This window comes from Halomonas sp. (assembly GCF_014859505.1).
Lineage (GTDB): Bacteria > Pseudomonadota > Gammaproteobacteria > Pseudomonadales > Halomonadaceae > Halomonas.
On the sequence record NZ_JACUUD010000005.1, the window covers coordinates 38,476 to 62,582 of the forward strand.

The 24,107-nt window shown below is 67.9% G+C and carries 27 protein-coding genes; 16 read left to right on the forward strand and 11 right to left on the reverse strand.

From position 1 onward, the window contains the following. Nucleotides 1-123: 123 nt before the first annotated feature. From IBX53_RS01515 to dxs, 3 genes are read left to right on the forward strand one after another with little or no spacing between them, the layout of a single operon-like run. Complete coding sequence (locus IBX53_RS01515) at nt 124-414, forward strand: exodeoxyribonuclease VII small subunit (RefSeq protein ID WP_290904260.1); 291 nt, start codon at nt 124-126, stop codon at nt 412-414. Then, nucleotides 404-1,288 (forward strand): farnesyl diphosphate synthase, encoded by an 885-nt coding sequence (locus tag IBX53_RS01520; protein WP_290904263.1) that lies wholly within the window; start codon nt 404-406, stop codon nt 1,286-1,288. Before IBX53_RS01515 ends, IBX53_RS01520 begins: the two co-directional genes overlap by 11 nt. Before the next feature lie 16 nt (nt 1,289-1,304). Further along, nucleotides 1,305-3,230, forward strand: a complete 1,926-nt coding sequence (gene dxs, locus IBX53_RS01525; RefSeq protein ID WP_290904266.1) for a 1-deoxy-D-xylulose-5-phosphate synthase — start codon at nt 1,305-1,307, stop codon at nt 3,228-3,230. A 94-nt stretch (nt 3,231-3,324) separates the two neighbouring features. On the opposite strand, the gene IBX53_RS01530 is transcribed toward dxs, so the two are convergent. Further along, complete coding sequence (locus IBX53_RS01530) at nt 3,325-3,996, reverse strand: hemolysin III family protein (RefSeq protein ID WP_290904269.1); 672 nt, start codon at nt 3,994-3,996, stop codon at nt 3,325-3,327. 52 nt (nt 3,997-4,048) lie between these two features. Then, nucleotides 4,049-4,684 (reverse strand): GTP cyclohydrolase II, encoded by a 636-nt coding sequence (ribA, locus tag IBX53_RS01535; protein ID WP_290904272.1) that lies wholly within the window; start codon nt 4,682-4,684, stop codon nt 4,049-4,051. Nucleotides 4,685-4,842: 158 nt separating this feature from the next. Between ribA and hemE the strand changes: the two genes are divergently transcribed. From hemE to IBX53_RS01565, 6 genes are all read left to right on the forward strand, one after another. Next, nucleotides 4,843-5,919, forward strand: a complete 1,077-nt coding sequence (gene hemE / locus IBX53_RS01540; RefSeq protein ID WP_290904275.1) for a uroporphyrinogen decarboxylase — start codon at nt 4,843-4,845, stop codon at nt 5,917-5,919. After that, complete coding sequence (locus IBX53_RS01545) at nt 5,912-6,289, forward strand: VanZ family protein (protein WP_290904277.1); 378 nt, start codon at nt 5,912-5,914, stop codon at nt 6,287-6,289. The genes hemE and IBX53_RS01545 overlap by 8 nt, the downstream gene beginning before the upstream one ends. Before the next feature lie 222 nt (nt 6,290-6,511). Then, nucleotides 6,512-7,540: an amino acid ABC transporter substrate-binding protein gene (locus tag IBX53_RS01550; RefSeq protein ID WP_290904280.1), complete on the forward strand. Its 1,029-nt coding sequence runs from the start codon at nt 6,512-6,514 to the stop codon at nt 7,538-7,540. 113 nt (nt 7,541-7,653) lie between these two features. Next, on the forward strand, nt 7,654-8,847 hold the full coding sequence (locus IBX53_RS01555) for an amino acid ABC transporter permease (protein WP_290904284.1): 1,194 nt from the start codon (nt 7,654-7,656) through the stop codon (nt 8,845-8,847). Nucleotides 8,848-8,857: 10 nt separating this feature from the next. Next, entirely contained in the window at nt 8,858-9,958 is a 1,101-nt protein-coding gene (locus IBX53_RS01560; RefSeq protein WP_290904287.1) for an amino acid ABC transporter permease, read from the forward strand. A 79-nt stretch (nt 9,959-10,037) separates the two neighbouring features. Further along, on the forward strand, nt 10,038-10,766 hold the full coding sequence (locus IBX53_RS01565) for an amino acid ABC transporter ATP-binding protein (RefSeq protein WP_290904357.1): 729 nt from the start codon (nt 10,038-10,040) through the stop codon (nt 10,764-10,766). Nucleotides 10,767-10,780: 14 nt separating this feature from the next. On the opposite strand, the gene IBX53_RS01570 is transcribed toward IBX53_RS01565, so the two are convergent. Further along, a complete protein-coding gene (locus IBX53_RS01570; RefSeq protein WP_290904290.1) occupies nt 10,781-11,242 on the reverse strand; it encodes a hypothetical protein in 462 nt (153 codons plus the stop codon). 140 nt (nt 11,243-11,382) lie between these two features. Further along, entirely contained in the window at nt 11,383-11,973 is a 591-nt protein-coding gene (locus tag IBX53_RS01575; protein WP_290904293.1) for a histidine phosphatase family protein, read from the reverse strand. 192 nt (nt 11,974-12,165) lie between these two features. Between IBX53_RS01575 and IBX53_RS01580 the strand changes: the two genes are divergently transcribed. Continuing rightward, nucleotides 12,166-12,594: a host attachment protein gene (locus IBX53_RS01580; protein ID WP_290904296.1), complete on the forward strand. Its 429-nt coding sequence runs from the start codon at nt 12,166-12,168 to the stop codon at nt 12,592-12,594. 90 nt (nt 12,595-12,684) lie between these two features. Here IBX53_RS01580 and IBX53_RS01585 read toward each other — a convergent pair whose 3' ends face one another. Beyond that, on the reverse strand, nt 12,685-13,611 hold the full coding sequence (locus tag IBX53_RS01585) for a LysR family transcriptional regulator (protein WP_290904299.1): 927 nt from the start codon (nt 13,609-13,611) through the stop codon (nt 12,685-12,687). A 159-nt stretch (nt 13,612-13,770) separates the two neighbouring features. Between IBX53_RS01585 and IBX53_RS01590 the strand changes: the two genes are divergently transcribed. Further along, complete coding sequence (locus tag IBX53_RS01590) at nt 13,771-14,547, forward strand: ferredoxin--NADP reductase (RefSeq protein ID WP_290904301.1); 777 nt, start codon at nt 13,771-13,773, stop codon at nt 14,545-14,547. A gap of 102 nt (nt 14,548-14,649) precedes the next feature. Here IBX53_RS01590 and glnK read toward each other — a convergent pair whose 3' ends face one another. The 3 genes from glnK to IBX53_RS01605 all read right to left on the reverse strand — a co-directional run bounded on the left by glnK (nt 14,650) and on the right by IBX53_RS01605 (nt 16,752). Next, nucleotides 14,650-14,988, reverse strand: coding sequence for a P-II family nitrogen regulator (gene glnK / locus IBX53_RS01595; protein WP_089677271.1), 339 nt, complete (start codon nt 14,986-14,988; stop codon nt 14,650-14,652). A gap of 147 nt (nt 14,989-15,135) precedes the next feature. Continuing rightward, nucleotides 15,136-16,386, reverse strand: a complete 1,251-nt coding sequence (locus IBX53_RS01600) for an ammonium transporter (RefSeq protein ID WP_290904327.1) — start codon at nt 16,384-16,386, stop codon at nt 15,136-15,138. Nucleotides 16,387-16,413: 27 nt separating this feature from the next. Next, a complete protein-coding gene (locus IBX53_RS01605) occupies nt 16,414-16,752 on the reverse strand; it encodes a P-II family nitrogen regulator (protein ID WP_119023403.1) in 339 nt (112 codons plus the stop codon). Nucleotides 16,753-17,030: 278 nt separating this feature from the next. Here IBX53_RS01605 and IBX53_RS01610 point away from each other — a divergent pair, with 278 nt between their 5' ends. Both IBX53_RS01610 and IBX53_RS01615 read left to right on the forward strand, forming a co-directional pair. After that, on the forward strand, nt 17,031-17,366 hold the full coding sequence (locus IBX53_RS01610) for an accessory factor UbiK family protein (protein WP_290904333.1): 336 nt from the start codon (nt 17,031-17,033) through the stop codon (nt 17,364-17,366). 66 nt (nt 17,367-17,432) lie between these two features. Further along, a complete protein-coding gene (locus IBX53_RS01615; RefSeq protein ID WP_290904335.1) occupies nt 17,433-18,935 on the forward strand; it encodes a YifB family Mg chelatase-like AAA ATPase in 1,503 nt (500 codons plus the stop codon). A 37-nt stretch (nt 18,936-18,972) separates the two neighbouring features. Here the strand turns inward: IBX53_RS01615 and IBX53_RS01620 are convergent, their stop codons facing one another. Further along, on the reverse strand, nt 18,973-19,458 hold the full coding sequence (locus IBX53_RS01620; protein WP_290904338.1) for a hypothetical protein: 486 nt from the start codon (nt 19,456-19,458) through the stop codon (nt 18,973-18,975). Continuing rightward, a complete protein-coding gene (locus IBX53_RS01625; RefSeq protein ID WP_290904341.1) occupies nt 19,455-20,441 on the reverse strand; it encodes an alpha/beta hydrolase in 987 nt (328 codons plus the stop codon). Before IBX53_RS01625 ends, IBX53_RS01620 begins: the two co-directional genes overlap by 4 nt. A gap of 234 nt (nt 20,442-20,675) precedes the next feature. Here IBX53_RS01625 and IBX53_RS01630 point away from each other — a divergent pair, with 234 nt between their 5' ends. Then, the gene (locus tag IBX53_RS01630; protein ID WP_290904344.1) at nt 20,676-22,862 is read left to right on the forward strand and encodes a malate synthase G; all 2,187 of its coding nucleotides are present in this window, start codon (nt 20,676-20,678) and stop codon (nt 22,860-22,862) included. Between the two features lie 124 nt (nt 22,863-22,986). Continuing rightward, nucleotides 22,987-23,400 carry a PaaI family thioesterase gene (locus IBX53_RS01635; RefSeq protein ID WP_290904347.1) on the forward strand — a complete coding sequence of 138 codons (414 nt, stop codon included), beginning with the start codon at nt 22,987-22,989 and terminating at the stop codon, nt 23,398-23,400. Between the two features lie 49 nt (nt 23,401-23,449). Here the strand turns inward: IBX53_RS01635 and IBX53_RS01640 are convergent, their stop codons facing one another. Beyond that, nucleotides 23,450-23,830 (reverse strand): DUF423 domain-containing protein, encoded by a 381-nt coding sequence (locus IBX53_RS01640; protein ID WP_290904351.1) that lies wholly within the window; start codon nt 23,828-23,830, stop codon nt 23,450-23,452. Between the two features lie 163 nt (nt 23,831-23,993). On the opposite strand from IBX53_RS01640, the gene IBX53_RS01645 reads away from it, so the two are divergent. Further along, nucleotides 23,994-24,107: MoaD/ThiS family protein (locus IBX53_RS01645; RefSeq protein ID WP_367171534.1), on the forward strand; the 114-nt coding region annotated here is incomplete at its 3' end.

The following is a 24,107-nucleotide window of genomic DNA, read 5'->3' on the forward strand; positions in this document are numbered from 1 at the left end:
GCCATGATGAACGCCATGCAAGTCAAGGTCCTCAGGCCGCGGGGCAGACGACCCCGGGGGGGGAGTGTGTATACTGTCACCTTTCGAGATGCCGGATCAGGCGCAAGCGAGGCGAGGAGATCGATGGCTGAGCGCAGGAAGCGGCCCGATGGCCAACAGGGCGAAGAGGCGCAAGCGGTCGACTTCGCTTGCACCGTCGAGCGCCTGGAGCGCCTGGTGGAGCGCCTGGAGTCCGGTGAACTCACGCTCGAGGCGTCCCTGGCCGCCTTCGAGGAGGGCATCCGACTGACCCGCGACGCCCAGCGCCGCCTTGACGAGGCCGAGCTCAGGGTGCGTACCCTGACCGAGGGTGCCGAGGGCGGCATGGCCCTGGCGCCCTTCGCGTCGCCCGTGGAGGACGAGAGTGAACCCTGAGACCCTGGCTGCCGGCCTGTCCGTGGATCGCGCCCGGGTGAATGCCCGGCTGCAGGCGCTGTTCGGCGAGCGAGGTGCTGCGGTGCCGCGGCTGGATGCCGCCATGCGCCACGGCGTGCTGGTGGGCGGCAAGCGGCTGCGGCCGGTGCTGGTCTATGCCGCCGGTCGCGCCCTGGGGGCCGAGGACGCCGCCCTCGACGCCCCGGCCATGGCCATCGAGCTGGTACACGCCTACTCTCTGGTCCACGATGACCTGCCGGCCATGGACGATGACGACCTGCGCCGCGGCCAGCCTACGGTGCACAAGGCCTTCGACGAGGCCACGGCGATCCTGGCCGGCGACGCCCTTCAGGCACTGGCCTTCGAGGTGCTGGCGTGCGCCAGCCACCCGCACCTGCCGGCGATGATCCGCACGCTGGCCCAGGCCGCCGGCCGCGACGGCATGGTGGCCGGCCAGGCGCTGGACCTGGCCGCCGTGGGGGGCCACCCTGATGCCGAGGCGCTGGCCACCATGCATGGCCACAAGACCGGTGCGCTGATTCGCGCCTCGGTGCGTCTCGGCGGCCTGGCCGCCGCGGCCGAAGGCGATCCGCGACTGGCCGCCCTGGACGACTACGCCCGGGCCATCGGCCTGGCCTTCCAGATCCACGACGATGTGCTTGATGTGACCGGCGATACCGCCACCCTGGGCAAGGCCTCCGGGGCGGACGCCGCCCGCGACAAGCCCACCTATCCGAGCCTGCTGGGCCTTGTGGGCGCCCGAGCCCGCGCCCGCGCCCTGGTGGAGGAGGGCGTGGCGGCCCTCGCCCCGCTGGGCGAAGGCGCCGCTCCATTGAAGGCCCTGGCTCGCTACATGATCGAGCGCGACCACTGACACGACAGATGACTCCATGAAGCTGTTCGACGAGATTCCCGCCGAGCGTCCGGCCACGCCGCTGCTCGACACCCTGGACACTCCGGCCGCGCTGCGCGCCATGTCCACCGCGCAGCTGGCGCAGGTGGCCGACGAGCTGCGTGCCTACCTGCTCTACAGCGTGGGGGTCTCCGGGGGGCACTTCGGGGCCGGCCTCGGCGTCGTGGAGCTCACCGTGGCCCTGCACCAGGCGCTGGAGACCCCCCATGACCGCCTGGTGTGGGACGTGGGCCACCAGGCCTATCCTCACAAGATCCTCACCGGGCGCCGCGAGGCGATGACGAATATTCGGCACTACGGTGGCCTGGCGGCCTTTCCACGGCGCGGAGAGTCGGAGTACGACACCTTCGGGGTGGGCCACTCCAGCACCTCCATCTCGGCGGCGCTGGGCATGGCGCTGGCTTCCCGCGCCAAGGGCGAGCAGCGCCGCACCTGTGCGGTGATCGGCGACGGTGCCCTGACCGCGGGCATGGCCTTCGAGGCCCTGGCCCACGCCGGCCATGTGGACGCCAACCTGCTGGTGGTGCTCAACGACAACGAGATGTCGATCTCGGAGAATGTCGGCGGCATCGCCAGCTACCTGGCGCGGATCCTGGTCAGCACGCCCTACCTCACCATGCGCGAGGGCGGCAAGAAGGTGCTCTCCCATCTGCCCGGGGCCCTGGAACTGGCGCGGCGCACCGAGGAGCACATGAAGGGCATGGTCAGTCCGGCCACGCTGTTCGAGGAGATGGGCTTCAACTACATCGGCCCCATCGACGGCCACGACCTGCCGCTGCTGGTCGAGACCCTGCATAACATGCGTGACCTGCAGGGTCCGCAGTTCCTGCATGTAAAGACCCGCAAGGGCAAGGGCTTCATGCCCGCCGAGGCGGACCCCATCGGCTACCACGCCATCACCAAGCTCGAGAAGAATGGCGACATGCCGCCGCCGCTCAAGCCCGCCAGCCCGCCGGCAAGCAAGCCCTCCCCACCGAAGAAGAAGTACTGCAACGTGTTCGGCGACTGGCTGTGCGACATGGCGGCCGCCGACCCGCGTCTGATCGGCATCACCCCGGCCATGCGCGAAGGCTCCGATCTGATCCGCTTCTCGCGGGAGTACCCGGAGCGCTACTTCGACGTGGCCATCGCCGAACAGCACGCCGTGACCCTGGCCGCCGGCATGGCCTGCGAGGGCATGAAGCCGGTGGTGGCGATCTACTCGACCTTCCTGCAGCGCGGCTACGACCAGCTGATCCACGATGTGGCCGTTCAGGCACTCGACGTCACCTTCGCCATCGACCGCGCCGGCCTGGTCGGCGAGGACGGCCCGACCCACCATGGTGCCCTGGATCTCTCCTATCTACGCTGTATCCCGGGAATGGTGGTGATGGCGCCGGCCGATGAGGCGGAGTGCCGCGCCATGCTTAGCGCCGCCTATCACCACCCCGGCCCCGCCGCGGTGCGCTATCCCCGGGGCACCGGCCCGGGTGTCGAGATCCCCGCCCACCTGGAGCCCATCGCCATCGGCCAGGCCGAGAGGCGCCGCGAGAGCGGCGCCGAGACGGGGCATCGCGTGGCCCTGCTGGCCTTCGGGAGCCTCAATACCCCGGCCGCCCGGGTGGCCGAGGCACTGGATGCCAGCCACCTCAATATGCGCTCGGTGAAGCCGCTGGACCGCGAGGCGGTGCTGGCCGCGGCGGCGGACCACGACCTGCTGGTGACCCTGGAGGAGAATGTGGTGGCCGGCGGTGCGGGCAGCGCGGTCAATGAGCTGCTGGCCGCCGAGGGGGTGAAGGCGGAGGTGCTCAACCTGGGTCTGCCCGACGCCTTCGTCGAGCATGGCAAGCCCGCCGAACTGCTGGCCGAATGCGGCCTGGATGCCGAGGGCATCCAGGCGGCGATCCGCGCCCGGCTGGGCTGAAGCTCTCTCGCCGACGCTCCTCGCCTGATGCATCGGCGCCATCACTCCGCCCCGTCTCCTCGACAATAGGAACGGGGCGGTCGCCTGTCCGGGGTCAGGCGCCGAAGGGCAGTACGGCGGTATAGACCGCGAAGTAGTGGCAGGCGCTGCCGCCAAGCACGAACAGGTGCCAGATGACGTGGTTGAAGGGGATCGCGCGGATCGCGTAGAAGAGCACGCCGAGGGTGTAGGTGAGGCCGCCGGCGACCAGCAGGAGCAGGCCGGTGGTCGGCAGTCGCTCGGTCATATCGCCGCCGGCGAAGAGGATCAGCCAGCCCATCAGCAGGTAGATGCCGACACGGAGCGCCGCGAAGCGGTGAGGCCAGAGCAGCTTGCAGGCGATGCCCCCGAGCGCCAGGGTCCATACCACGGCGAACAGCGTCCAGCCGGTGGGGCCCCGCAGGTTGACCAGCAGGAAGGGGGTGTAGGTGCCGGCGATCAGCAGGTAGATGGCGCAGTGGTCCAGCAGCTGGAACAGTCGCTTGAGGCGTGGATGGCGGACGCCGTGGTAGAGCGTCGAGGCGGTGTAGAGCAGCACCAGGCTGGTGCCATAGAGGCCGATGCCGGCGAGCTTCCAGGGGTCGACATGGGTGGCCAGGCTGGCCAGCACCAGCAGAACGGTGGCTCCGGCCAGGCTCAGCACCGCGCCGATGCCGTGGCTGATGCTGTGCAACCACTCCTCGGTGACGCTGAAGGGGGTGTCCGGTTCGCAGGATGGGCGGTTCATCGGATCTCCTCCCCGGTCAGGGGTGGCCCCGAGCGCGGCAAGGGAGCCATCCTCAGGGCTTGCGTTCGATGTCCACGTCGCTGGCCTGGGTGAAGTCGCCCAGCGCCATCATGTGGCCGAGCTTGCCGGCCTTGGTGGAGAGGTAGTGCTCGTTGTGGGGGTTCAGGCCGGTGGTCAGCGGGACCCGTTCCACGACCTGCACGCCGGCATCGGTCAGGGCCTCGACCTTGCGCGGGTTGTTGGTCATCAGTCTAAGCGATGCGACGCCCAGGTGCTCGAGCATCGGTACGCAGAGGTCATAGCGTCGCAGGTCGGCGCCGAAGCCGAGCTGCTCGTTGGCCTCCACGGTATCGGCGCCCAGATCCTGGAGATGGTAGGCGCGGATCTTGTTGAGCAGGCCGATGCCGCGTCCCTCCTGGCGCAGGTAGAGCAGCACCCCGCGGCCCTCGTCGGCGATGCGCTTGAGGGCCTCCTGGAGCTGGTAGCCGCAGTCGCAGCGCATGGAGAACAACGCATCGCCGGTCAGGCACTCGGAGTGGACCCGACCCAGCACCGGCTCGCCGTCGCTCAGGTCGCCCAGGCTCAGGGCAATATGATCCTTGCCGGTGGCCTCATCCTCGAAGCCATGCATGGTGAAGGTGGCCCAGGGGGTGGGCAGCCGGGAGGCGGCGATGAAGCGAATCGTCACGGGGTACCTCGGTGTCAGGACCTGCTATGGACACGGCAGGGCGGTGCCGGCGGGTGGGGGTCTATTCTAGCAGGAAGCCTGGCGCGTCTCACGACCGCAGCTCCGCGCGCGCCAATCGGGTACAATATGGACCACATTTCCCGTGGATGACCGCCTGCATGGAACTCAAGAATGATCGCTTTCTGCGCGCCCTGGCGCGTCAGCCTGTGGATCGGACCCCGGTGTGGATGATGCGTCAGGCCGGCCGCTACCTGCCGGAATATCGTGCCACGCGGGCCGAGGCCGGTAACTTCATGGATCTCTGCCGCAACCAGAACCTGGCCTGCGAGGTGACCCTGCAGCCCCTGGAGCGCTATCCGCTGGACGCCGCGATCCTCTTTTCGGATATCCTCACCATCCCCGACGCCATGGGGCTGGGACTCTACTTCGAGACCGGCGAGGGACCCAAGTTCCGCAAGCCGGTGCGCAGCGCCGAGGATGTGGCGGCGCTCGCCGTACCCGATGCCGAGCGTGATCTCGACTACGTGATGCGGGCGGTCTCCACCATCCGCCGCGAGCTGAACGGCAGAGTGCCGCTCATCGGCTTCTCCGGCAGTCCCTGGACGCTCGCCACCTACATGGTGGAGGGAAGCTCCAGCAAGGACTTTCGTCACGTCAAGACCATGCTCTACGACACGCCCAGCGTGATGCATGACCTGCTCGACACCCTGGCCGCGGCCGTCACCGAGTACCTCAACGCCCAGATCCGCGCCGGCGCCCAGGCCGTGCAGATCTTTGACACCTGGGGCGGCGCGCTCTCCACCCCGGCTTACCTGGAGTTCTCGCTGCGCTACATGGAGCAGATCGTCGCCGGCCTGATCCGCGAGCACGACGGCAGGCGCGTGCCGGTGATCCTGTTCACCAAGAACGGCGGCCAGTGGCTCGAGGACATCGCCCTGGCGGGCTCCGACGCCGTCGGTCTCGACTGGTCCACGGAGCTATCCGACGCCCGCGCTCGGGTCGGTCACAAGGTGGCCCTGCAGGGCAACCTGGACCCCAACGTGCTCTTCGCCCGTCCCGCGGCGATCCGCGCCGAGGTGGCGCGGATCCTCGACAGCTACGGCCAGGGGCCCGGCCATGTGTTCAACCTGGGCCACGGCATCAGCCAGTTCACCAACCCGGAGCGGGTCACCGCCTTCATGGAAGCGCTGCACGAGCTGAGCCCTGCCTACCACCGCCAGATCCAGCATGGCTGAGGTGGCCGGTGTCGGTTGGCTCCAGCGCCTGCATGACCGGCGCCGCCTGTGGGCGGCGCTGGCCGTGGTGGGGGCGCTGGCCATCGCCCTGGGCAGCCTGACGCCGGGCAGCCAGATGCCCTCGAACCTGCCCTGGGACAAGGCCAACCACTTCATCGGCTACGCGGGCCTGGCCGGCCTGATCGGCCTGGCCGGGGTGCGCCTGCCACTCGCCTTCCTGATCGCCGTGCTCTACGGCATCGCCATCGAAGTTGCCCAGATCCCGGTGCCGGGCCGCAGCGGAGGCGACTGGGCCGATATCCTGGCCAACTCCCTGGGTGCTGGGTTCGCGATGCTGCTGCTGGCCGGATTCCGGCGCTGGCTGCGCTGAGCCCCAGGCGACCCCGTCCGCTCATGCACCCGAATGGTGAATGGCCCCGCGGGGCCGCCCGAAACGGTGCGTGCCACCCGGGCGTGGCGGCTGCCGCTTGCGTTGAAATGGCGCGATCACGGTGGGCTAACCAGGTTGGAACGATCTTTGCTAGTGTCCAGTGACGTGCTCCTGCACGTCTTGATAATGGACAACGATTTCATCTAGCGAGGGACGATCCCCATGCTGAACAAGAAGAACAAGCTGATGCTGCTGGCCTCCGCCGGCGCCCTGACCCTGGCCGCGGCCGGCGTCGCTCAGGCCTCCACCCTGGAGGAGACTCGCAACCGGGGAGCGGTGCAGTGCGGCGTCAGTGACGGCCTGCCCGGCTTCTCGGCCCCGGATGACGCGGGCGAGTGGCAGGGCCTGGACGTCGACGTCTGCCGTGCCGTGGCGGCCGCGGTGTTCGGCGACGCCGAGGCGGTGCGCTACGTCTCGCTCAATGCCGTGGAGCGCTTTACCGCGCTGCAGTCCGGCGAGGTGGACATACTCTCCCGCAACACCACCTGGACCACCACCCGCGACACCACCCTGGGCCTCAACTTCGCCGGTGTGAACTTCTACGACGGCATCGGCTTCATGATCCACACCGAGATGGGCATCGACAGCGCCAAGGAGCTCGACGGGGCGGCGATCTGCGTGCAGTCCGGCACCACCACCGAGCTCAACGTGGCCGACTACTTCCGTGCCAACGGCATGGAGTTCGACCCCATCGTCTTCGATACCTCCGAGCAGACTGTGGGCGGCTACGAAGCCGGCCGCTGCGACGTGCTCACCTCAGATACCTCCCAGCTCGCCGCACTGCGCATCCAGCTTTCCGAGCCGGACGCCTCCATGATCCTGCCGGAAATCATCTCGAAAGAGCCGCTGGGCCCGGTGGTTCGCCAGGGCGATGACCAATGGTTCAACATCGTGAAGTGGTCGCTGTTCGCCATGCTCAATGCCGAGGAGATGGGCATCACCAGCGACAACGTCGACGAGATGCTCGAGTCCGAGGATCCCGATATCGCGCGCCTGCTCGGCCAGGACGGCAACTACGGCGAGGGCAAGGGCCTCTCCGCCGACTGGGCCTACCAGATCGTCAAGCAGGTGGGGAACTACGGCGAGAGCTTCGAGCGCAATGTCGGCCTGGACTCCCCGCTGGAGATCGAGCGCGGCATCAACGCGCTGTGGAGCGACGGCGGCATCCAGTACGCTCCGCCGATCCGCTGAGCCCGGAGGCCGGGGCGGCACCCCTCGCCCCGGCACCTTCCCCGCTGGCCGTCCCGGCAGATCCGGGGCGGCCGGCGTGAATCCTGCTTGACGGATCCAGGCGGAGACTTCCCATGTCCGTTCGACACCCGGCCCGCCGCCCCGCGGGCCCACGCCCCCCGTTCTGGCGCGATCGCGCCAAGCGGGCGCTGATCTTCCAGCTGCTGCTGGTGGCCGCCGTGGCCGCCTTCCTGATCTTCATCATCGGCAATACCCAGGCGAACCTCGCCCAGCGGGGGATCACCACCGGTTTCGGCTTTCTCAACAACACCGCGGGCTTCGGTATCGTCCAGAGCCTGATCGACTACTCCTCACAGAGCACCTACGGCCGTACCTTCCTGGTGGGGCTGCTCAATACCCTGCTGGTCTCGGCCCTCGGGGTGCTGGCGGCGACGATCATCGGCTTCACCGTTGGCATCGCCCGGCTGTCACCCAACTGGCTGATTGCCCGTCTGGCGAATGTCTATATCGAGACCTTCCGCAATATTCCTCTGCTGCTGCAGATCTTCTTCTGGTACTTCGCCGTGCTGCGGACCCTGCCGAGCCCCCGGGACAGCATCTCCCTGGGCGAGGCGGTGTTCATCAACGTGCGCGGCCTCTTCCTGCCGGAGCCGCTCTTCGAGTCCGGCTTCGGCCTGATCCCGCTGGCGCTGGCCGTCGCCGTGGTCGCCAGCATCGCCCTGGTGATCTGGAACCGGCGCCGCCACGCGGCCACCGGCCGGCGTCTGCCGGCAGGCTGGATCTCTCTGGCGCTGATCGTCGGGCTGCCGCTGGTGGTGCTGGTACTGACCGGGGTGCCGGTGACCTGGGACGTGCCGGAACTGCGCGGCTTCAACTTCAGCGGCGGCATCACGGTGATTCCGGAATTCCTGGCCCTGTGGCTGGCGCTCTCCATCTACACGGCCTCGTTCATCGCGGAGATCGTGCGCTCGGGGATCCAGGCGATCCCCCATGGCCAGACCGAAGCGGCCCAGTCGCTGAGCCTGCCCCAGGGGCTGGTGCTGCGGCTGGTGGTGATTCCCCAGGCCCTGCGGGTGATCATCCCGCCGCTCACCAGCCAGTACCTCAATCTGATCAAGAACTCCTCGCTGGCCACCGCCATCGGCTACCCGGATCTGGTCTCGGTCTTCGCCGGCACCACCCTCAACCAGACCGGGCAGGCCATCGAGGTGATCGCCATGACCATGGCGGTCTATCTCACCATCAGCCTGCTGGTGTCGACGTTCATGAACTGGTTCAACGCCCGCGTGGCGCTGGTCGAACGCTAGGAGAGGCGCCATGACGATTCGAGATAAGATGATCGAGGAGAGGCCGGCACCGGGACTGAGCATAGGCCCGCTGGCCTGGCTGCGAGCCAACCTGTTCAGCGGCCCGGTGAACACCGTGTTCACCCTGCTGGGCTTCTACCTGCTCTACGTGCTGCTGACGCCGACGATCCAGTGGGCCTTCATCAACGCCGACTGGATCGGTACCAGCCGTGACGACTGTTCCCGGGAGGGTGCCTGCTGGGTGTTCGTCAATGCCCGCCTGACCCAGTTCATCTACGGACTCTATCCCCGCGACGAACTGTGGCGGGTGAACATCGTCTTCGCCAGCTTCGCGGTGCTGATCGCCTGGCTGGCGATCCCGCGGCTGCCCTTCAAGCGCTGGGTCGCCGTCGTCACGCTGCTGGTCTTCCCGGTGGTCGCCTACGTGCTGCTCTACGGCGGCTATTTCGGCCTGCGGCTGGTGGAGACCCATCGCTGGGGCGGGCTGATGCTGACCCTGATCCTCGCCGTAGTGGGGATGGTGGCGGCCCTGCCCATCGGCATCCTGCTGGCGCTGGGTCGCCGTTCCGAGATGCCCATCGTCAAGAGTTTCTGCGTGGTCTTCATCGAGTTCTGGCGCGGCGTGCCGCTGATCACCATCCTATTCATGGCCTCGGTGATGCTGCCGCTGTTCCTGCCCACCGGGGTCAGCGTCGACCGCCTGGTGCGGGCGCTGATCGGCATCACCCTGTTCCAGAGCGCCTACATGGCGGAGGTGATCCGCGGGGGCCTGCAGGCGATTCCCCGGGGGCAGGAGGAGGCCGCCGCGGCGCTGGGGATGGGCTATTGGCAGCGCATGGGGCTGATCGTACTGCCCCAGGCGCTGAAGATGATGATCCCGGGCATCGTCAACACCTTCATCTCGCTGTTCAAGGACACCACCCTGGTGATGATCATCGGGCTCTTCGACCTGCTGGGCATCGTCCAGGCGGCGCTGTCCGATTCCCGCTGGCTGGGCTTCGCCCTGGAGGGCTACGTGTTTGCTGCGTTCATGTTCTGGATCTTCTGTTTCAGCATGTCGCGCTACAGCCAGTACCTGGAGAGGAAACTGCACACCGGCCACAAACGGTAGGCAGCGGCGCCACCCGAATCGAGGAATAACGACAATGAGTGAACAGGCAACCCAGTCCCAGGCCGGCGCCGAGACCCCGATGGTCGAGATGCGTGGCGTCAACAAGTGGTACGGCGACTTCCATGTGCTGCGGGATATCGACCTCACCGTGAAGCGCGGCGAGCGCATCGTCATCTGCGGCCCCTCGGGGTCCGGCAAGTCGACGCTTATCCGCTGCATCAACCACCTGGAGGAGCATCAGCAGGGCGAGATCGTGGTGGGTGGCGTGCCGCTGACCCAGGACGTGAAGCGCATCGAGCAGATCCGACGCAGCGTCGGCATGGTCTTCCAGCACTTCAACCTCTTCCCGCATCTGACGGTGCTGGAGAACTGCTGCCTCTCGCCCATGTGGGTGCAGAAGCGGCCTCGCCGCGAGGCCGAGGCCCAGGCGATGCAGTACCTGGAGCGGGTGCAGATCGCCGAGCAGGCACTGAAATACCCTGGCCAGCTCTCCGGTGGCCAGCAGCAGCGGGTGGCCATCGCCCGCTCGCTGTGCATGCACCCGGAGGTGATGCTCTTCGACGAGCCCACCTCGGCGCTGGACCCGGAGATGATCAAGGAGGTGCTCGACGTCATGGTCGAACTGGCCAGGGAGGGGATGACCATGCTCTGCGTGACTCACGAGATGGGCTTCGCCAAGACCGTGGCCGATCGGGTGATCTTCATGGACCAGGGTCAGATCATCGAGGAGAACGCCCCTGAGCCCTTCTTCAACGCTCCCCAGTCCGAGCGCACCCAGCTGTTTCTCAGCCAGATTCTCGGCCACTGAGCGTCGCGCTCAGGCTAGCGCTCGGACTCCCGCGGCATGCCCTCGCCGAGATCCAGCGAGGGCTCGCGGGGGCGCAGCCGCTCGGCGGGATGGCGCACCCTGGCCGTGCCGACCGTGCTGTCGTCGGTGTCCATCGCCCGTGCGTCGCTGGTCCAGGCGGCATTGGAATCATGCACCGCGGGGCGGCGTTCCCAGGAGCGGGTGATCACCGGCCCGGCGCCCAGGCTGCCTGCCAGGTGGTGGGGCAGCAGCAACAGCTCGGCGACCAGCCTCAGGGCCACCGTGGCCAGCAGCCACAGGCCGCCGCCCAGGGACAACGCTGGCCAGGCCTCGGCCCAGCCCAGCGGGGCGAGCCAGGGAGTCCGGGGCGCCAGCCAAAGGGCGGCACCGGCCGCGAGGCCGAGCTGCATCAGCAGGTGACAGAAGAGCAGGGTGCCGCGGGACAGCGGGCGGCGGGGAAACAGGAACTGTTGCATCGGGGTCCTCCCGGAAGCACATCTTGGCGATGAGGCGCGCCGGCATCCCTGCCGGTCCAGGTCGGATGCTACCCCAGATGGGGCTCGGCTGCAGCCATGGTGGCCATCGACCCGAGCGTCACGAGAGGATCACGAGAACGTCACGAAAGCATCGTGATGCTGGCCGGGGCGAGCGGTTCGCGGTCGCGATGGGCGCTCAGCGGGCGTTCCTCCAAAGCGGTGAGCAGGATCTGCAGCGGATCGCCGTGGCTCACCAGCAGGATGGTTTCCCCCTGAGTCTCGGCTTCCAGAGCTGCGATCACGGCAAGCATGCGATCCGCCACGCGGGTGACGCTCTCGACGCCGAAGGCCCGATGCCGCGGGTCGTTGGCGTCCAGGGCCCAGATGTCGGGATAGCGGTCGTCCGAGAGGCCTTCGAGGTCGCCGAAACTGCGCTCGCGAAGCCCGGCATGGGGAGCAAGAAGGAGGCCGAAGTGCCGGCCGATCCACTCGGCCGTCTCGGTGGTGCGGCGGAAATCGGAGTGCAGCAGGCGGTCGGGTAGCGGCCAGCGCCAGTCGGCCAGCAGGCCTTCGAGTTGGGCATGGCCTCGTGGCGAGAGCCCGAAGCCCGCGAGGCCCCGCTCCGGGCGGCTGATGATCAGGCCGTTGGCGTTGGCCTCGCTGTGGCCGTGGCGCATCAGCAGGTAGCGATTACGGCGAGGTTGTCGAGCGGTGAGGGGAGCGTTCGGCATGCGGTGACCGGTTCGATGACTACTTCGTATGCTACCCCAGATCATACGACGGTGCAGTTCCTCCTGCCGAGCAGGCCTGGCAGGTTGACCGGGCCCCGGTCGCTTGCCAATGTTGAGGGAGTGTTGTTCAGTGAGGTGTACGGCCGTGGCCCGTGGCCCCGGTTTCGGAAGAACCTGCATCAAGGAGTGGCTATGACGACCTATATCGTGGTGGCAGACGCCGCAAGGGCGCGGATCTTCACTCGCGACGCGCTCAAGCTGGTCGAGCAGGACAGCCTAGTGCATGCGGCCAGCCGTTTGCATGAGGGCGACCTGGTGACGGACCGTGGTGCCGATGTGCATGAATCGATGTCGACGACGTCGCGCTCCACCGGCGGTGAGAGCACCGCCCGCACCCATGAGGAGACGATCTTTGCCAAGGAGGTGGCCGAACGTCTCTACCGGGCCCGCGTCGACAACACCATGGCGAAGCTGATCCTGGTGGCGCCGCCGCGCTTCCTGGGTCAGCTGCGGGAGAAGCTCGACGGCCCTACGACCAAGCTGGTCATCCACTCCCTGGCCAAGGACCTTTCCAAGTCCAGCCTCGAAGACATCCAGGAGGCGGTCAGCGATATGCGCTGAGACCGCGCCCTCGTCTCGGCTTCCCCGCGGGCCCGGCAGAGATGCCGGGCCCGCTACCGTTGCTGACCCGGGTGGCCCCCAGCCGGTGGCTCAGGGCACCGGGGGCAGGGCAATCTGGTCGCTGCGGGTGATGCCCTCGGTCATCTGTCGGCACAGCTTGAGGAACTCACGCATGCCGGTGGCCAGGTACTTGTGGCGGTGCCAGATGAAGGCGAACTGGCGGCTCAGGTCCAGTTCCGGGGTGGGAATGGGCACCAGGCTGCCACGCCGGAAGGCGTCGCGCAGCGCCAGCTTCGACACGCAGCCGATCCCCAGTCCCGATTCCACGGCGCGCTTGATGCCCTCGGTGTGCTCCAGTTCCAGCAGCACGTTGAAGCGGCCGCGGCGGTGGCGGGCGGCCTGTTCCAGGGTCATGCGGGTCCCGGAGCCCTGCTCGCGCATGATCCAGGCCTCGCGCAGCAGTCGCTCCAGCTCTACCTCGCCGGCCCCGGCCAGGGGGTGGCGGGGCGAGCAGAAGACCGCCAGCTCGTCCTCCACCCAGGGCTGGGTGATAACGTCTTCCGCCTCGCAGTGGCCCTCGATCAGACCCAGATCGAGCTCATGGTGGCGTACCCCTTCGATGATGGCGCGGGTGTTGCGCACCGCCAGGCGCACCCGGCTGCCGGGGAAGCGCTGCATGAAGTCGCCGATCAGCAGGGTGGCCAGGTAGTTGCCGATGGTCAGGGTGGCGCCCACATCCAGGGTGCCGATGCCCTGGCGGCCGCGCAGCAGCCCCTCCACTTCCTCGGCGCGGTCGAGCAGGGCCACCGCCTTGGGCAGCAGTTGGAAGCCCAGGGCGTTGAGTTTCAGGCGCTTGCCGATGCGATCCAGCAGCTGGCAGTCGAACTGGCGCTCCAGCTCGGCCAGGGACGTGCTGGCCGCGGACTGGGAGAGCGACAGGACTCGGGCCGCCCGGGAGACGCTCTCGTGCTGGGCCACGGCGACGAAGACCTCCAGCTGGCGCAGGGTGAAACGCATCTCGAGGGCTCCAGTGATCTATATCAAGGTGATGAATAAGGGTTATCCATACAATCCATTTAACAGATAACGCGCCTTCCCTTAGAATTCAATGTAAATATTACCCAGTCATTTATTCCTTTTTGAACTATAGGTCTTTCGGGAATACAAGGAGTCGGCATGAGCAAGTTTGCCCTGGAAGAGGTGCTCAGTGTTCATCACTGGAATGACACCCTGTTCAGCTTCCGAACCACTCGCGAGCGCAGCCTGCGCTTCAAGAACGGCCAGTTCGTGATGATCGGCCTGGAAGTGGGCGGCAAGCCGCTGATGCGCGCCTACTCCATCGCCAGTCCCAACTACGAGGACCACCTCGAGTTCTTCAGCATCAAGGTGCCGGATGGCCCGCTCACCTCTCGGCTGCAGCACCTCAAGGTGGGCGACCAGATCATGGTCAGCCGCAAGCCCACCGGCACCCTGGTCACCGATGACCTGCTGCCGGGTCGCAACCTCTACATGCTCTCCACCGGTACGGGCCTGGCGCCCTTCATGAGCCTGATCCAGGATCCGGAGGTCTTCGAGCGCTTCGAGAAGGTGGTGCTGGTGCACGGCGTACGCAGTGTCAGCGAGCTGGCCTACGCCGATTTCATCCAGAGGGAGCTGCCGGCCCACGAGTACCTGGGCGACGATATCAAGGAAAAGTTGATCTACTACCCCACGGTGACCCGCGAGGCGTTCCCCACCATGGGGCGCCTCACCGACCATATCCGCAGCGGCAAGCTGTTCGAGGACACCGGCCTGCCGCCCATGGACCCCAAGCAGGATCGCGCCATGATCTGCGGCAGCCCGGCCATGCTCGACGAGACCAGCGCCGTGCTCGACGACCTGGGCTTCAAGATCTCCCCGCGCATGGGTGAGCCCGGCGACTACGTCATCGAGCGGGCCTTCGTGGAGAAATAGGTCGCGAGCGACAAGGCGCAAGCACCAGACAGAACCCCCGATGCCAGGGCATCGGGGGTTCTGTCTGGATGGGCCTGAGGATTGAGCCCTGGCTTGCAGCCGTCAGACGGCGTCCTTGCCGGTTTCACCTGTCCGGATGCGGATCACCTGCTCCAGCGGCGTGACGAAGATCTTGCCGTCGCCGATCTTCCCGGTGTTGGCGACGCTGGTGATGGCATCGATCACCTTCTCGGCCATGTCGTCGTCCACAGCCACCTCCAGCTTCACCTTGGGCAGGAAGTCCACCACATACTCGGCGCCGCGATAGAGCTCGGTGTGGCCCTTCTGGCGGCCGAAGCCCTTCACCTCGGTCACGGTGATACCCTGAACGCCGATCTCCGAGAGGGATTCCCTCACGTCGTCGAGCTTGAAGGGCTTGATGATGGCGGTCACCAGTTTCATGGTCGGACTCCTCGTCTGTTCGGTACGGTGGCCGAGCCACCCGCATGCGCCTGATCGCCCTCTAGCATACACCGCGTTGGCCGGGATGAAAAAAGGCCCCCGAAGGGGCCAGGAGGAGCACGCCAGCTCACTCGGTGGGCGCCGCCATCACTTCTTGGCGACGCTGAACTCGGGGTAGGCCTCCATGCCGCACTCGGCCAGGTCGACGCCCTCGTATTCCTCTTCCTCGCTGACGCGGATGCCCATCACCGCCTTGAGGATCACCCAGACGATCAGGCTGGCGATGAAGACCCAGGCGAAGATGCCGACGATGCCGAGCAGCTGGGCGCCGAAGGTGGCGTCGCCGTTGGTCAGCGGCACGGCCAGCAGGCCCCAGATGCCGACCACGCCGTGCACCGAGATGGCGCCCACCGGGTCGTCGAGCTTCAGCTTGTCCAGGCTCACGATGGCGACCACCACGATGACGCCACCCACGGCGCCGATCAGGGCGGCGCTCAACGCGGAGGGGGCCAGGGGTTCGGCGGTAATGGCCACCAGGCCGGCCAGGGCGCCGTTGAGGGTCATGGTCAGGTCGGCCTTGCGGAACCAGAGCTTGGCCAGGATCAGTGCGGCGATCACGCCACCGGCGGCCGCGGCGTTGGTGTTGACCAGCACCTGGGCGACGTTGTTGGCCGAGTCGATGTCGGAGACCTTGAGCTCCGAACCGCCATTGAAGCCGAACCAGCCCATCCACAGGATCAGGGTGCCCAGGGTGGCCAGCGGCAGGTTGGCGCCGGGGATGGCATAGATGCTGCCATCCTTGCCGTACTTGCCCTTGCGGGGTCCGAGGATCAGCACGCCGGCCAGGGCCGCGGCGGCGCCTGCCATGTGCACGATGCCGGAGCCGGCGAAGTCGGAGAAGCCGGCGGCGTCGAGCCAGCCGCCGCCCCAGGTCCAGAAACCGGAGACCGGGTAGATGACGGCGGTCATCACCACGGCGAAGGCCAGGAAGGCCCATAGCTTCATGCGCTCGGCCACTGCTCCGGAGACGATGGACATGGCGGTGGCCACGAACACCACCTGGAAGAAATAGTCGGCGCGCATGGAGTAGTAGGGGGCATCATCGCCGCCGGCCAGCACCGCATCGGCGCTGTTCTCGGCGCCCAGCAGGAAGCCCAGGTTGGGCAGGATGCCCCCCTCGGGGCTCGAGTACATGATGTAGTAGCCCACCAGCAGGTACATGGTGCAGGCAATGGCGAACAGGGCCACGTTCTTGATGAGGATCTCGGCGGTGTTCTTGGAGCGTACCAGGCCGGCCTCGAGCATCGAGAAGCCGGCGGCCATCCACATTACCAGGATGCCGCAGATCAGGAAGTAGAAGGTATCGAGCGCATAGCTCAGCTCGGTCAGTTCACTCATGGCAGTCTCTCCAGGGGCAGGAAACGATCAAACGGCGTCGGCGCCGCGTTCACCGGTGCGGATGCGAATGACGTCTTCCAGCGGCGTCACGAAGACCTTGCCGTCGCCGATCTTGCCGCTGTTGGCGGCGCCGCAGATGGCATCCAGCACGGTCTCCAGGCGGCTGTCGTCCACGGCGACCTCGACCTTGACCTTGGGCAGGAAGTCCACCACGTATTCGGCGCCGCGATAGAGTTCGGTATGGCCCTTCTGGCGGCCGAAGCCCTTGACCTCGGTGACGGTGATGCCCTGGACGCCGTTGTCGGCCAGCGCCTCGCGGACGTCGTCCAGCTTGAATGGCTTGATGATGGCGGTGATGAGTTTCATCCCTTGTCTCCCCGGTTGCGTTGGGTATCGGCACGGCGGCCGCATGTCCTGCTTGTGCGCCAAACATGCCAACAACTGGCAAATTCATTTGAAAACAGCTTATTGGGCTGTATTTTCGGCCTCATGGCCGGTCCCCTGGGGAAGGGGGGCGGGACGCTTGCACCGTGCTGGTGCTGGGTCATGGTGCAGGCGCGCCATCCTGGCGCATTGGCAGGGCATGCGTTCGCGGCGGACCATGCGTATCCTGTAGCCAGCATTCACACGTTCAGGAGAGACCCATGGTGAGCCATGACCGTATCAGCCGACTGGCCCAGCAGATCGGCGAGCGCCTGCAGGGCGCTTCCCAGGCGCCGGAAGAGGTGCAGAAGGGGATTCAGCAGGTGGTGAAGGGCGCCTTCGATCGCCTGGAGCTGGTCTCCCGGGAGGACTTCGACATCCTGATGGATGTCCTGCAGCGCACCCGCGCCCGCGTCGAGGCACTGGAGCAGCAGGTGGCGGCGCTGGAGACGCTGATCGAGGAGCGCACCGCCGAGGTGCCGGCGGCGTCGGCGGCGGCTCCCGAAGCTTCCGAAGCCCACGAGGAGGATGCCGGCGGCGGCGAGGCCGGCCGCTGAGCCTGCCGGGCGCTCCGGCGTCCCCTGGGCTAGCCTGAAGGCAAGACTCCAGGCGAGGGAACGCCCATGACGCTGGCGATTGTCCATACCCGTGCGGGCCTCGGCCTCGAGGCCCCCGAGGTGCAGGTGGAGGTTCACCTGGCCAACGGCCTGCCGGGGATGACCCTGGTCGGTCTGCCCGAGACGGCGGTGAAGGAGAGCCGCGAGCGGGTGCGCAGCGCCCTGCTCAACGCCGGCTTCGACTACCCCCTGCGACGCATCACCCTCAACCTGGCGCCCGCCGACCTGCCCAAGGAGGGCGGCCGCTTCGATCTGCCCATCGCGCTGGGGCTGCTGCTGGCCTCGGGGCAGTTGCCCCCGAATGCCCTTGAAGGCACCGAGAGCGTCGGCGAGCTGGCCCTGGATGGCGGCCTGCGCCCGATCGTCGGCATGCTGCCCCTGGCCATGGCCACGCGGCGTGCCCGGCGCCGGCTGATCGTGCCCCGGGCCAACGCCGACGAGGCGGCGCTGGCCGGCGATCTGGAGGTGCTGCCCGCGGACCACCTGCTCGAGGTGGTCGCCCACCTGCTGGGGCAGACGCCCATCGTGCCCCACCGCCTGTCGCGCCCGCCGCAGACGGCCACATCGCTGCCCGACCTCGCCGAGGTGCGCGGCCAGTACCAGGCGCGCCGTGCCCTGGAGGTGGCCGCCGCCGGGTCACACAACCTGCTGTTCGCCGGGCCTCCGGGCACGGGCAAGACCATGTTGGCCAGCCGCCTGCCGGGCATCCTGCCGCCCCTCACCGACGACGAGGCCCTGCAGGTGGCGGCGGTGCGTTCGGTCAGCGGGCTGCCGCTGGCCGCCGAGTGGGGGCGGCGGCCCTTTCGGGCGCCGCACCACACCGCCAGCGCCGTGGCCCTGGTGGGCGGCGGCTCGAGGCCCCGCCCCGGGGAGATCTCCCTGGCTCATAACGGGGTGCTGTTCCTCGATGAGCTGCCGGAGTTCTCCCGACATGTGCTGGAGGTGATGCGCGAGCCCATGGAGTCGGGGCAGATCCATATCGCCCGGGCCAGCCATCAACGCCGATTTCCGGCCCGTTTTCAGCTGGTGGCGGCCATGAACCCCTGTCCCTGTGGCCACCTGGGCGATCCCCGCCAGGCCTGCCACTGCACCGCGGCCCAGATCCAACGCTACCAGGCGCGGCTCTCCGGGCCGCTGCTCGATCGCATCGATCTGCAGGTGGAGGTGCCGGCGCTGCCGCCGGAGCAGCTCACTGCGGCCGTGACCGGCGAGGACTCGGCGACGGTGCGCCGGCGGGTGGTAGCCGCCCGGGAGCGGCAGCTGGCGCGGGGGGCGCTCAATGCGCACCTGGCGGGGCGGGAGCTGGAGGCGGCCTGCGACCTCGCCGGCGCCGACCGGGCCTGGCTGGCGCAGGTACTGGAGCGGCTCCGGCTATCGGCGCGAGCCTACCACCGGGTGCTGCGGGTGGCGCTGACCCTGGCCGACCTGGCGGGCCAGCCGAAGCCGGCCCGGGAGCAGCTGATCGAGGCGATCGGCTATCGCCAGCTGGATCGGCTGCTCAAGGGATGAAGGGAGAAAAGGGACAGAAGGGAGAGCAGAGGCGCGGCTACAGCGCCGAGGCGTCCAGGGCGCCCTGCAGGCTCTCCTCCCACATCACCGATTCGCCGTCCGGACGGCGCAGCACCAGGGTCAGCCGATAGGGCAGCAGCTCTCGATCCGAGAGCCGCAGGCGAGGGCCATCGGCCATCAGGCGGCTCTCCAGGCGCCATTGATTGGCGCCGCCCCCGGTGCCCATGCTCTCGGTCCAGTCCAGCACCTGGGGGCCATCGCTCACCGCCAGCAGGGCCCGTGTCAGGCTCTCCCGGAAGCGTTCCTGGCCGATGCCGAGTTCGCCGTTCACCTCCGGGGCCGCCAGCAGCAGCACCTGGTCGGCGGGCGGCTGTGGCAGGGCGGGGGCCCCCATCACGCGGCTTGCGGCGCGCTCGCCCAGGTTGAGCAGCGCCTGGCGCAGGGTCTCGGGACGGTCGGGGGCGGCGGCACAACCGAGCAGCAGCAGCGGCAGGGCCAGCGGGAAGAGGTGGCGAGCGTTCATGGGGGGTCGGTCTCCTGTTGGGAGGCGGTGGGCTCGAGGGAGTCGATGAAGCGATCCAGGGTATCGAAGAGCGACCGGCGAATCGGTTCCGCCTCGTTGACCAGATGGTGACGCGCCTCTGGGTGGCGGTGGATCTCGGCATTGGGGAACTTGCGCGCCAGCACGGCCAGGTTCCACTCCCAGTCCACCGTCAGGTCCTGTTCGCCCTGCAGGATCAGGGTCTTCACCGGATTGGGGGGCAGGGCAAGCAGCCGGGGCATCCAGCGGCGCATGGCGCTGACCCAGCCGATGGCGACGCGGTCGGTCTGCAGCGGGTCTCCATCGCGCAGGAAGTCGGCGAACTCGGCATCGGTGGAGTTGGCGCGGAACTTGCGCGGGATGGAGCGTACGAACGGCCCCACCAGCAGGTGCAGCCAGCTGGACTGGTTCCAGCCCCAGGGGCGCACCAGGGGGGCCAGCAGGGCCAGGCCGGCCCAGTGGCCATCGTCACCGCGGGTCAGGGCATCGGTGGCCAGGATCGCCGCCCCGGTGCTCTGGCCCACGCCGATCCAGGGGCGCGGGGCCAGGCCCGCCTCTTCCAGATGCCGCTGCAGGGCGCGCAGGCAGCCGCCATAGTCATCGAAGTCGTCGATGGAGGCGCGAGCCCCACTGGAGAGGCCGTGGCCGGGCAGATCCCACAGCACCACTCGCCAGTTGCGGTCGAGCAGACGCTCGAGCAGGTGGCGGTATAGCCCCAGGTGGTCGAAGTAGCCGTGCACCACGAAGGCGGTGCCGACCGGCTCGGCAGGGCTCCATACCTGGGTCCAGAGGCGGAAGTTGCTCGCATCCACATAGCCCACGTGCAGCCCCACATGCTCGGCGAGCAGGGGCGCCAGTCCGTAGTGGCCCAGGTAGCGTTCCAGGTGGTCATCGCCGAGTTCCGGCGCAGCCGGTGTGACCAGCCGTACGGTACCCAGCGCCTGGAGTGGGGTGAAGTCGCTCATCGTATCCTCCGCGGCGCCCGGCAATGCTAGCCCCAAGCGTGGGCCGACACCATGGAAAGCGGGCGCCTCGTCCGCCCCTGACTTATCTTTTGGTCTAGCTGCGTGCGATCCCGGCGCTTTGCGTGTTTACATATGGAAGTATTTTCCACAAAATTGGAGTTACGCAGTCACTTCACCCCTGTCCCGGCAGCCTGGCATGCGACCCGCCGACTGCCAAGCACGAGGAGATCCACCATGACCCAACGTGTCACTCGCCATCGCCTTCAGGTGGCCGCCGAACTGGACCGCTTCATCAGCGAACAGGCACTTCCGGGCACCGGCGTCGATGCCGAAGCGTTCTGGGTGGGCGTCGATGCCCTCTTCCATGATCTGACCCCGAGGAACCACGAACTGCTCGCCGAGCGCGATCGCCTGCAGGAGCAGCTTGACGCCTGGCACCGCGAAAACCCTGGCCCGGTGGGGGACATGGCCGCCTATCGCGGCTTTCTCAAGGAGATCGGCTACCTGGTCGAGGCGCCGGCCAAGGTCGCGGTGACCACCGCCCAGGTCGACCGCGAGATCGCCGTCCAGGCCGGCCCGCAGCTGGTGGTGCCGGTGAATAACGCCCGCTACGCGCTGAACGCCGCCAATGCGCGCTGGGGCAGCCTCTACGATGCCCTCTACGGCACCGATGCCATCTCCGAGGAGGGCGGTGCCGAGAAGGGCACGAGCTTCAACCCCAAGCGCGGCGAGAAGGTGATCGCCTATGCCCGCGGCATGCTGGATCGCGCTGCCCCGCTGGCCACCGGCTCCCACCGGGACGCCGTCAAGTATGCCCTGCGTGACGGCCATCTGGTGGTGACCCTGGAGGGCGGCCGCGAGACCGGCCTCAAGGATCCCGGCAAGCTGGTGGGCTATACCGGCGAGGCGGCCAGCCCCGACTCGGTGCTGCTGGTCAATCACGGGCTGCACCTGGAGATCCAGATCGACCCGAGCCACCCCATCGGCAAGACCGACCCGGCCGGCGTCAAGGATCTCGTGGTCGAGGCGGCGCTGACCACCATCATGGATTGCGAGGACTCCGTGGCCGCGGTGGACGCCGAGGACAAGGTGGGCGTCTACGGCAACTGGCTGGGCCTGATGAAGGGCGACCTGGAAGAGCAGGTGGAGAAGGGCGACAAGACCATCACCCGTCGCCTGCATGCCGACCGCGAGTTCACCACCCCGGATGGCGGCACCCTGACCCTCCCGGGTCGTTCGCTGATGTTCGTGCGCAACGTCGGCCACCTGATGACCACCCCGGCGGTGCTCGACGCCGATGGCAACGAACTGCCCGAGGGCATCCTCGACGCCATCCTCACCGGCCTGATCGCCCTGCACGACCTCAAGAAGGGTGAAGGCGAGCCGCGCAACTCCCGCACCGGCTCCATGTACATCGTCAAGCCGAAGATGCACGGCCCGAAGGAGGTCGCCTTCTCCAACGAGCTGTTCGGCCGCGTCGAGGACCTGCTGGGCATGTCCCGCGACACCCTCAAGATGGGCATCATGGACGAGGAGCGCCGCACCACCGTCAACCTCAAGGCGTGCATCAATGAGGCCGCCTCCCGTGTGGTCTTCATCAACACCGGCTTCCTCGACCGTACCGGCGACGAGATGCACACCGCCATGGAGGCGGGCCCGATGATCCGCAAGGGCGACATGAAGGGCGCCGCCTGGATCCAGGCCTACGAGAAGAACAACGTGCAGGTCGGCCTGGCCTGCGGGCTGCGCGGCCGTGCCCAGATCGGCAAGGGCATGTGGGCCATGCCCGACCTGATGGCCGCCATGCTGGAGCAGAAGATCGGCCACCCCAAGGCCGGCGCCAACACCGCCTGGGTGCCCTCGCCCACCGCCGCTACCCTGCACGCTCTGCACTACCACCAGGTGGATGTCACTGCCATTCAGCGCGAGCTGGAGGCCCAGGGCGAGCCTGCCCTTCTGGAAAAGCTCCTGGATGACCTGCTCACCGTGCCGGTGGTCGCCGAGGCCAACTGGTCCGAGGAGGAGCTGCAGCAGGAGCTCGACAACAACTGTCAGGGCATCCTCGGCTACGTGGTGCGCTGGGTCGAGCACGGCGTGGGCTGCTCCAAGGTGCCGGACATCCACGATGTGGGCCTGATGGAGGACCGCGCCACCCTGCGGATCTCCAGCCAGCACATCGCCAACTGGCTGCACCACGGCGTGGTCGACGCCGCGCGGGTTCAGGAGACCCTGAAGCGCATGGCCAAGGTGGTCGACCAGCAGAACGCGGGCGACCCTACCTACACCGCGATGAGCGCCGACTACGAGGGCTCCAGCGCCTTCCAGGCCGCCAGCGACCTGATCTTCAAGGGCCGTGTGCAGCCCTCCGGCTACACCGAGCCGCTCCTGCACCACTGGCGCGCCGTGCACAAGGCGAAGTAACCAGCCATCGAGCAGGCCGGCGCGGCCTATCGTGAACCAGAGCGCCCCGGGTATCTGCCCGGGGCGCTTTCGGTTATGTTGACGCCAGCGTCAATTCGCCCCATCCACTGCAAGGAGCCCCCCGATGACCGTGATGACCGCCGCTACCATCGAGGACTTTCTCGACGAGGTCTTTCCTCAGCGTATCGGGACCATCGAGGCCGTCGATCACATGCGCGCCACCATGAGCCTGGCCATCGACGACGACCACTTGCGTCCCGGCGCCAGCGTCTCCGGTCCCACCCTGATGGGGCTGGCCGATGTCTGCCTCTATGTGGCGATCCTGGCCCAGATCGGTCCCGAACCCATGGCGGTCACCAGCGACCTGCACTGCCGCTTCCTGCGCCGTCCGCGGGGCGACCGCGACATCATCGCCACGGCGCGAATCCTCAAGCTGGGCCGGCGCCTGGCGGTGGGAGAGGTGCAGCTCTTCTCTGCCGGCGACGAGGAGCCGGTGGCGCTGGTCACCGCCACCTATGCCCTGCCGGACCGCGACTGAGCGGGCTAAGGCCCGCGGTTCCCGCAGCACCGCGTCGATCAGGTCGGTGTCAGCCCTTCGGTGCGCGCAGCACCGCGCCGGCCAGCGCCAGCCAGCCGGCGATCATCAGCGCCCCGCCGAGTGGCGTGATCATGCCAAGGCCCCTCAGGCCGGTCAGCGCCATGGCGTAGAGCGAGCCCGAGAAGAGCAGCATGCCCGCCGCCCACAGGCCCATGGCCAGCCGCTGTCCCGCCAGGGGGACCGCGGCGCGCCAGGCCAGCACGGCAAGCAGCGCCAGGGTGTGCCAGGCCTGGTAGCGCACCCCGGTCTCGAAGGCCGCCGCCAGGCGCGGTGCGAGCTGCCCCTCCAGGGCGTGGGCGCCGAAGGCCCCGGCCATCACCACCACGGCGCCGGAGAGCGCCGCCCCCAGCCACCAGCCTCGGTCCTGCATCCTGTTTTCCTCATGTCGCGTCATGGCCGCCACCGTACCCCGCCCGGGCGGACTCGGCTACAATGGTGGGCCGCAATTTCCACCCGCCGTGTGACTTGGGCGGCGGGCCCGGTAGTAAACGCCACGCCGGCAACGACATCAACGAGAGCGCAGAGAGAACGCCATGCAGATTCAGCTCAATGGCGAGGCGCATACCCTGGCGCCCGAGCTCACGGTGGCCGCGCTGGTCGAGTCCCTGGGGCTCGCCGGTCGCCGCATCGCCGTGGAGGTGAACGAG

Excerpts from the sequence above, each read along its gene's own strand:
- IBX53_RS01515 (WP_290904260.1), top strand. The coding sequence starts at position 124 with ATGGCTGAGCGCAGGAAGCGGCCCGATGGCCAACAGGGCGAAGAGGCG.
- dxs (WP_290904266.1), top strand. The coding sequence starts at position 1,305 with ATGAAGCTGTTCGACGAGATTCCCGCCGAGCGTCCGGCCACGCCGCTG.
- IBX53_RS01530 (WP_290904269.1), bottom strand. The coding sequence starts at position 3,996 with ATGAACCGCCCATCCTGCGAACCGGACACCCCCTTCAGCGTCACCGAG.
- hemE (WP_290904275.1), top strand. The coding sequence starts at position 4,843 with ATGGAACTCAAGAATGATCGCTTTCTGCGCGCCCTGGCGCGTCAGCCT.
- IBX53_RS01545 (WP_290904277.1), top strand. The coding sequence starts at position 5,912 with ATGGCTGAGGTGGCCGGTGTCGGTTGGCTCCAGCGCCTGCATGACCGG.
- IBX53_RS01550 (WP_290904280.1), top strand. The coding sequence starts at position 6,512 with ATGCTGAACAAGAAGAACAAGCTGATGCTGCTGGCCTCCGCCGGCGCC.
- IBX53_RS01555 (WP_290904284.1), top strand. The coding sequence starts at position 7,654 with ATGTCCGTTCGACACCCGGCCCGCCGCCCCGCGGGCCCACGCCCCCCG.
- IBX53_RS01560 (WP_290904287.1), top strand. The coding sequence starts at position 8,858 with ATGACGATTCGAGATAAGATGATCGAGGAGAGGCCGGCACCGGGACTG.
- IBX53_RS01565 (WP_290904357.1), top strand. The coding sequence starts at position 10,038 with ATGGTCGAGATGCGTGGCGTCAACAAGTGGTACGGCGACTTCCATGTG.
- IBX53_RS01570 (WP_290904290.1), bottom strand. The coding sequence starts at position 11,242 with ATGCAACAGTTCCTGTTTCCCCGCCGCCCGCTGTCCCGCGGCACCCTG.
- IBX53_RS01575 (WP_290904293.1), bottom strand. The coding sequence starts at position 11,973 with ATGCCGAACGCTCCCCTCACCGCTCGACAACCTCGCCGTAATCGCTAC.
- IBX53_RS01580 (WP_290904296.1), top strand. The coding sequence starts at position 12,166 with ATGACGACCTATATCGTGGTGGCAGACGCCGCAAGGGCGCGGATCTTC.
- IBX53_RS01585 (WP_290904299.1), bottom strand. The coding sequence starts at position 13,611 with ATGCGTTTCACCCTGCGCCAGCTGGAGGTCTTCGTCGCCGTGGCCCAG.
- IBX53_RS01590 (WP_290904301.1), top strand. The coding sequence starts at position 13,771 with ATGAGCAAGTTTGCCCTGGAAGAGGTGCTCAGTGTTCATCACTGGAAT.
- glnK (WP_089677271.1), bottom strand. The coding sequence starts at position 14,988 with ATGAAACTGGTGACCGCCATCATCAAGCCCTTCAAGCTCGACGACGTG.
- IBX53_RS01600 (WP_290904327.1), bottom strand. The coding sequence starts at position 16,386 with ATGAGTGAACTGACCGAGCTGAGCTATGCGCTCGATACCTTCTACTTC.
- IBX53_RS01605 (WP_119023403.1), bottom strand. The coding sequence starts at position 16,752 with ATGAAACTCATCACCGCCATCATCAAGCCATTCAAGCTGGACGACGTC.
- IBX53_RS01610 (WP_290904333.1), top strand. The coding sequence starts at position 17,031 with ATGGTGAGCCATGACCGTATCAGCCGACTGGCCCAGCAGATCGGCGAG.
- IBX53_RS01615 (WP_290904335.1), top strand. The coding sequence starts at position 17,433 with ATGACGCTGGCGATTGTCCATACCCGTGCGGGCCTCGGCCTCGAGGCC.
- IBX53_RS01620 (WP_290904338.1), bottom strand. The coding sequence starts at position 19,458 with ATGAACGCTCGCCACCTCTTCCCGCTGGCCCTGCCGCTGCTGCTGCTC.
- IBX53_RS01625 (WP_290904341.1), bottom strand. The coding sequence starts at position 20,441 with ATGAGCGACTTCACCCCACTCCAGGCGCTGGGTACCGTACGGCTGGTC.
- IBX53_RS01630 (WP_290904344.1), top strand. The coding sequence starts at position 20,676 with ATGACCCAACGTGTCACTCGCCATCGCCTTCAGGTGGCCGCCGAACTG.
- IBX53_RS01635 (WP_290904347.1), top strand. The coding sequence starts at position 22,987 with ATGACCGTGATGACCGCCGCTACCATCGAGGACTTTCTCGACGAGGTC.
- IBX53_RS01640 (WP_290904351.1), bottom strand. The coding sequence starts at position 23,830 with ATGCAGGACCGAGGCTGGTGGCTGGGGGCGGCGCTCTCCGGCGCCGTG.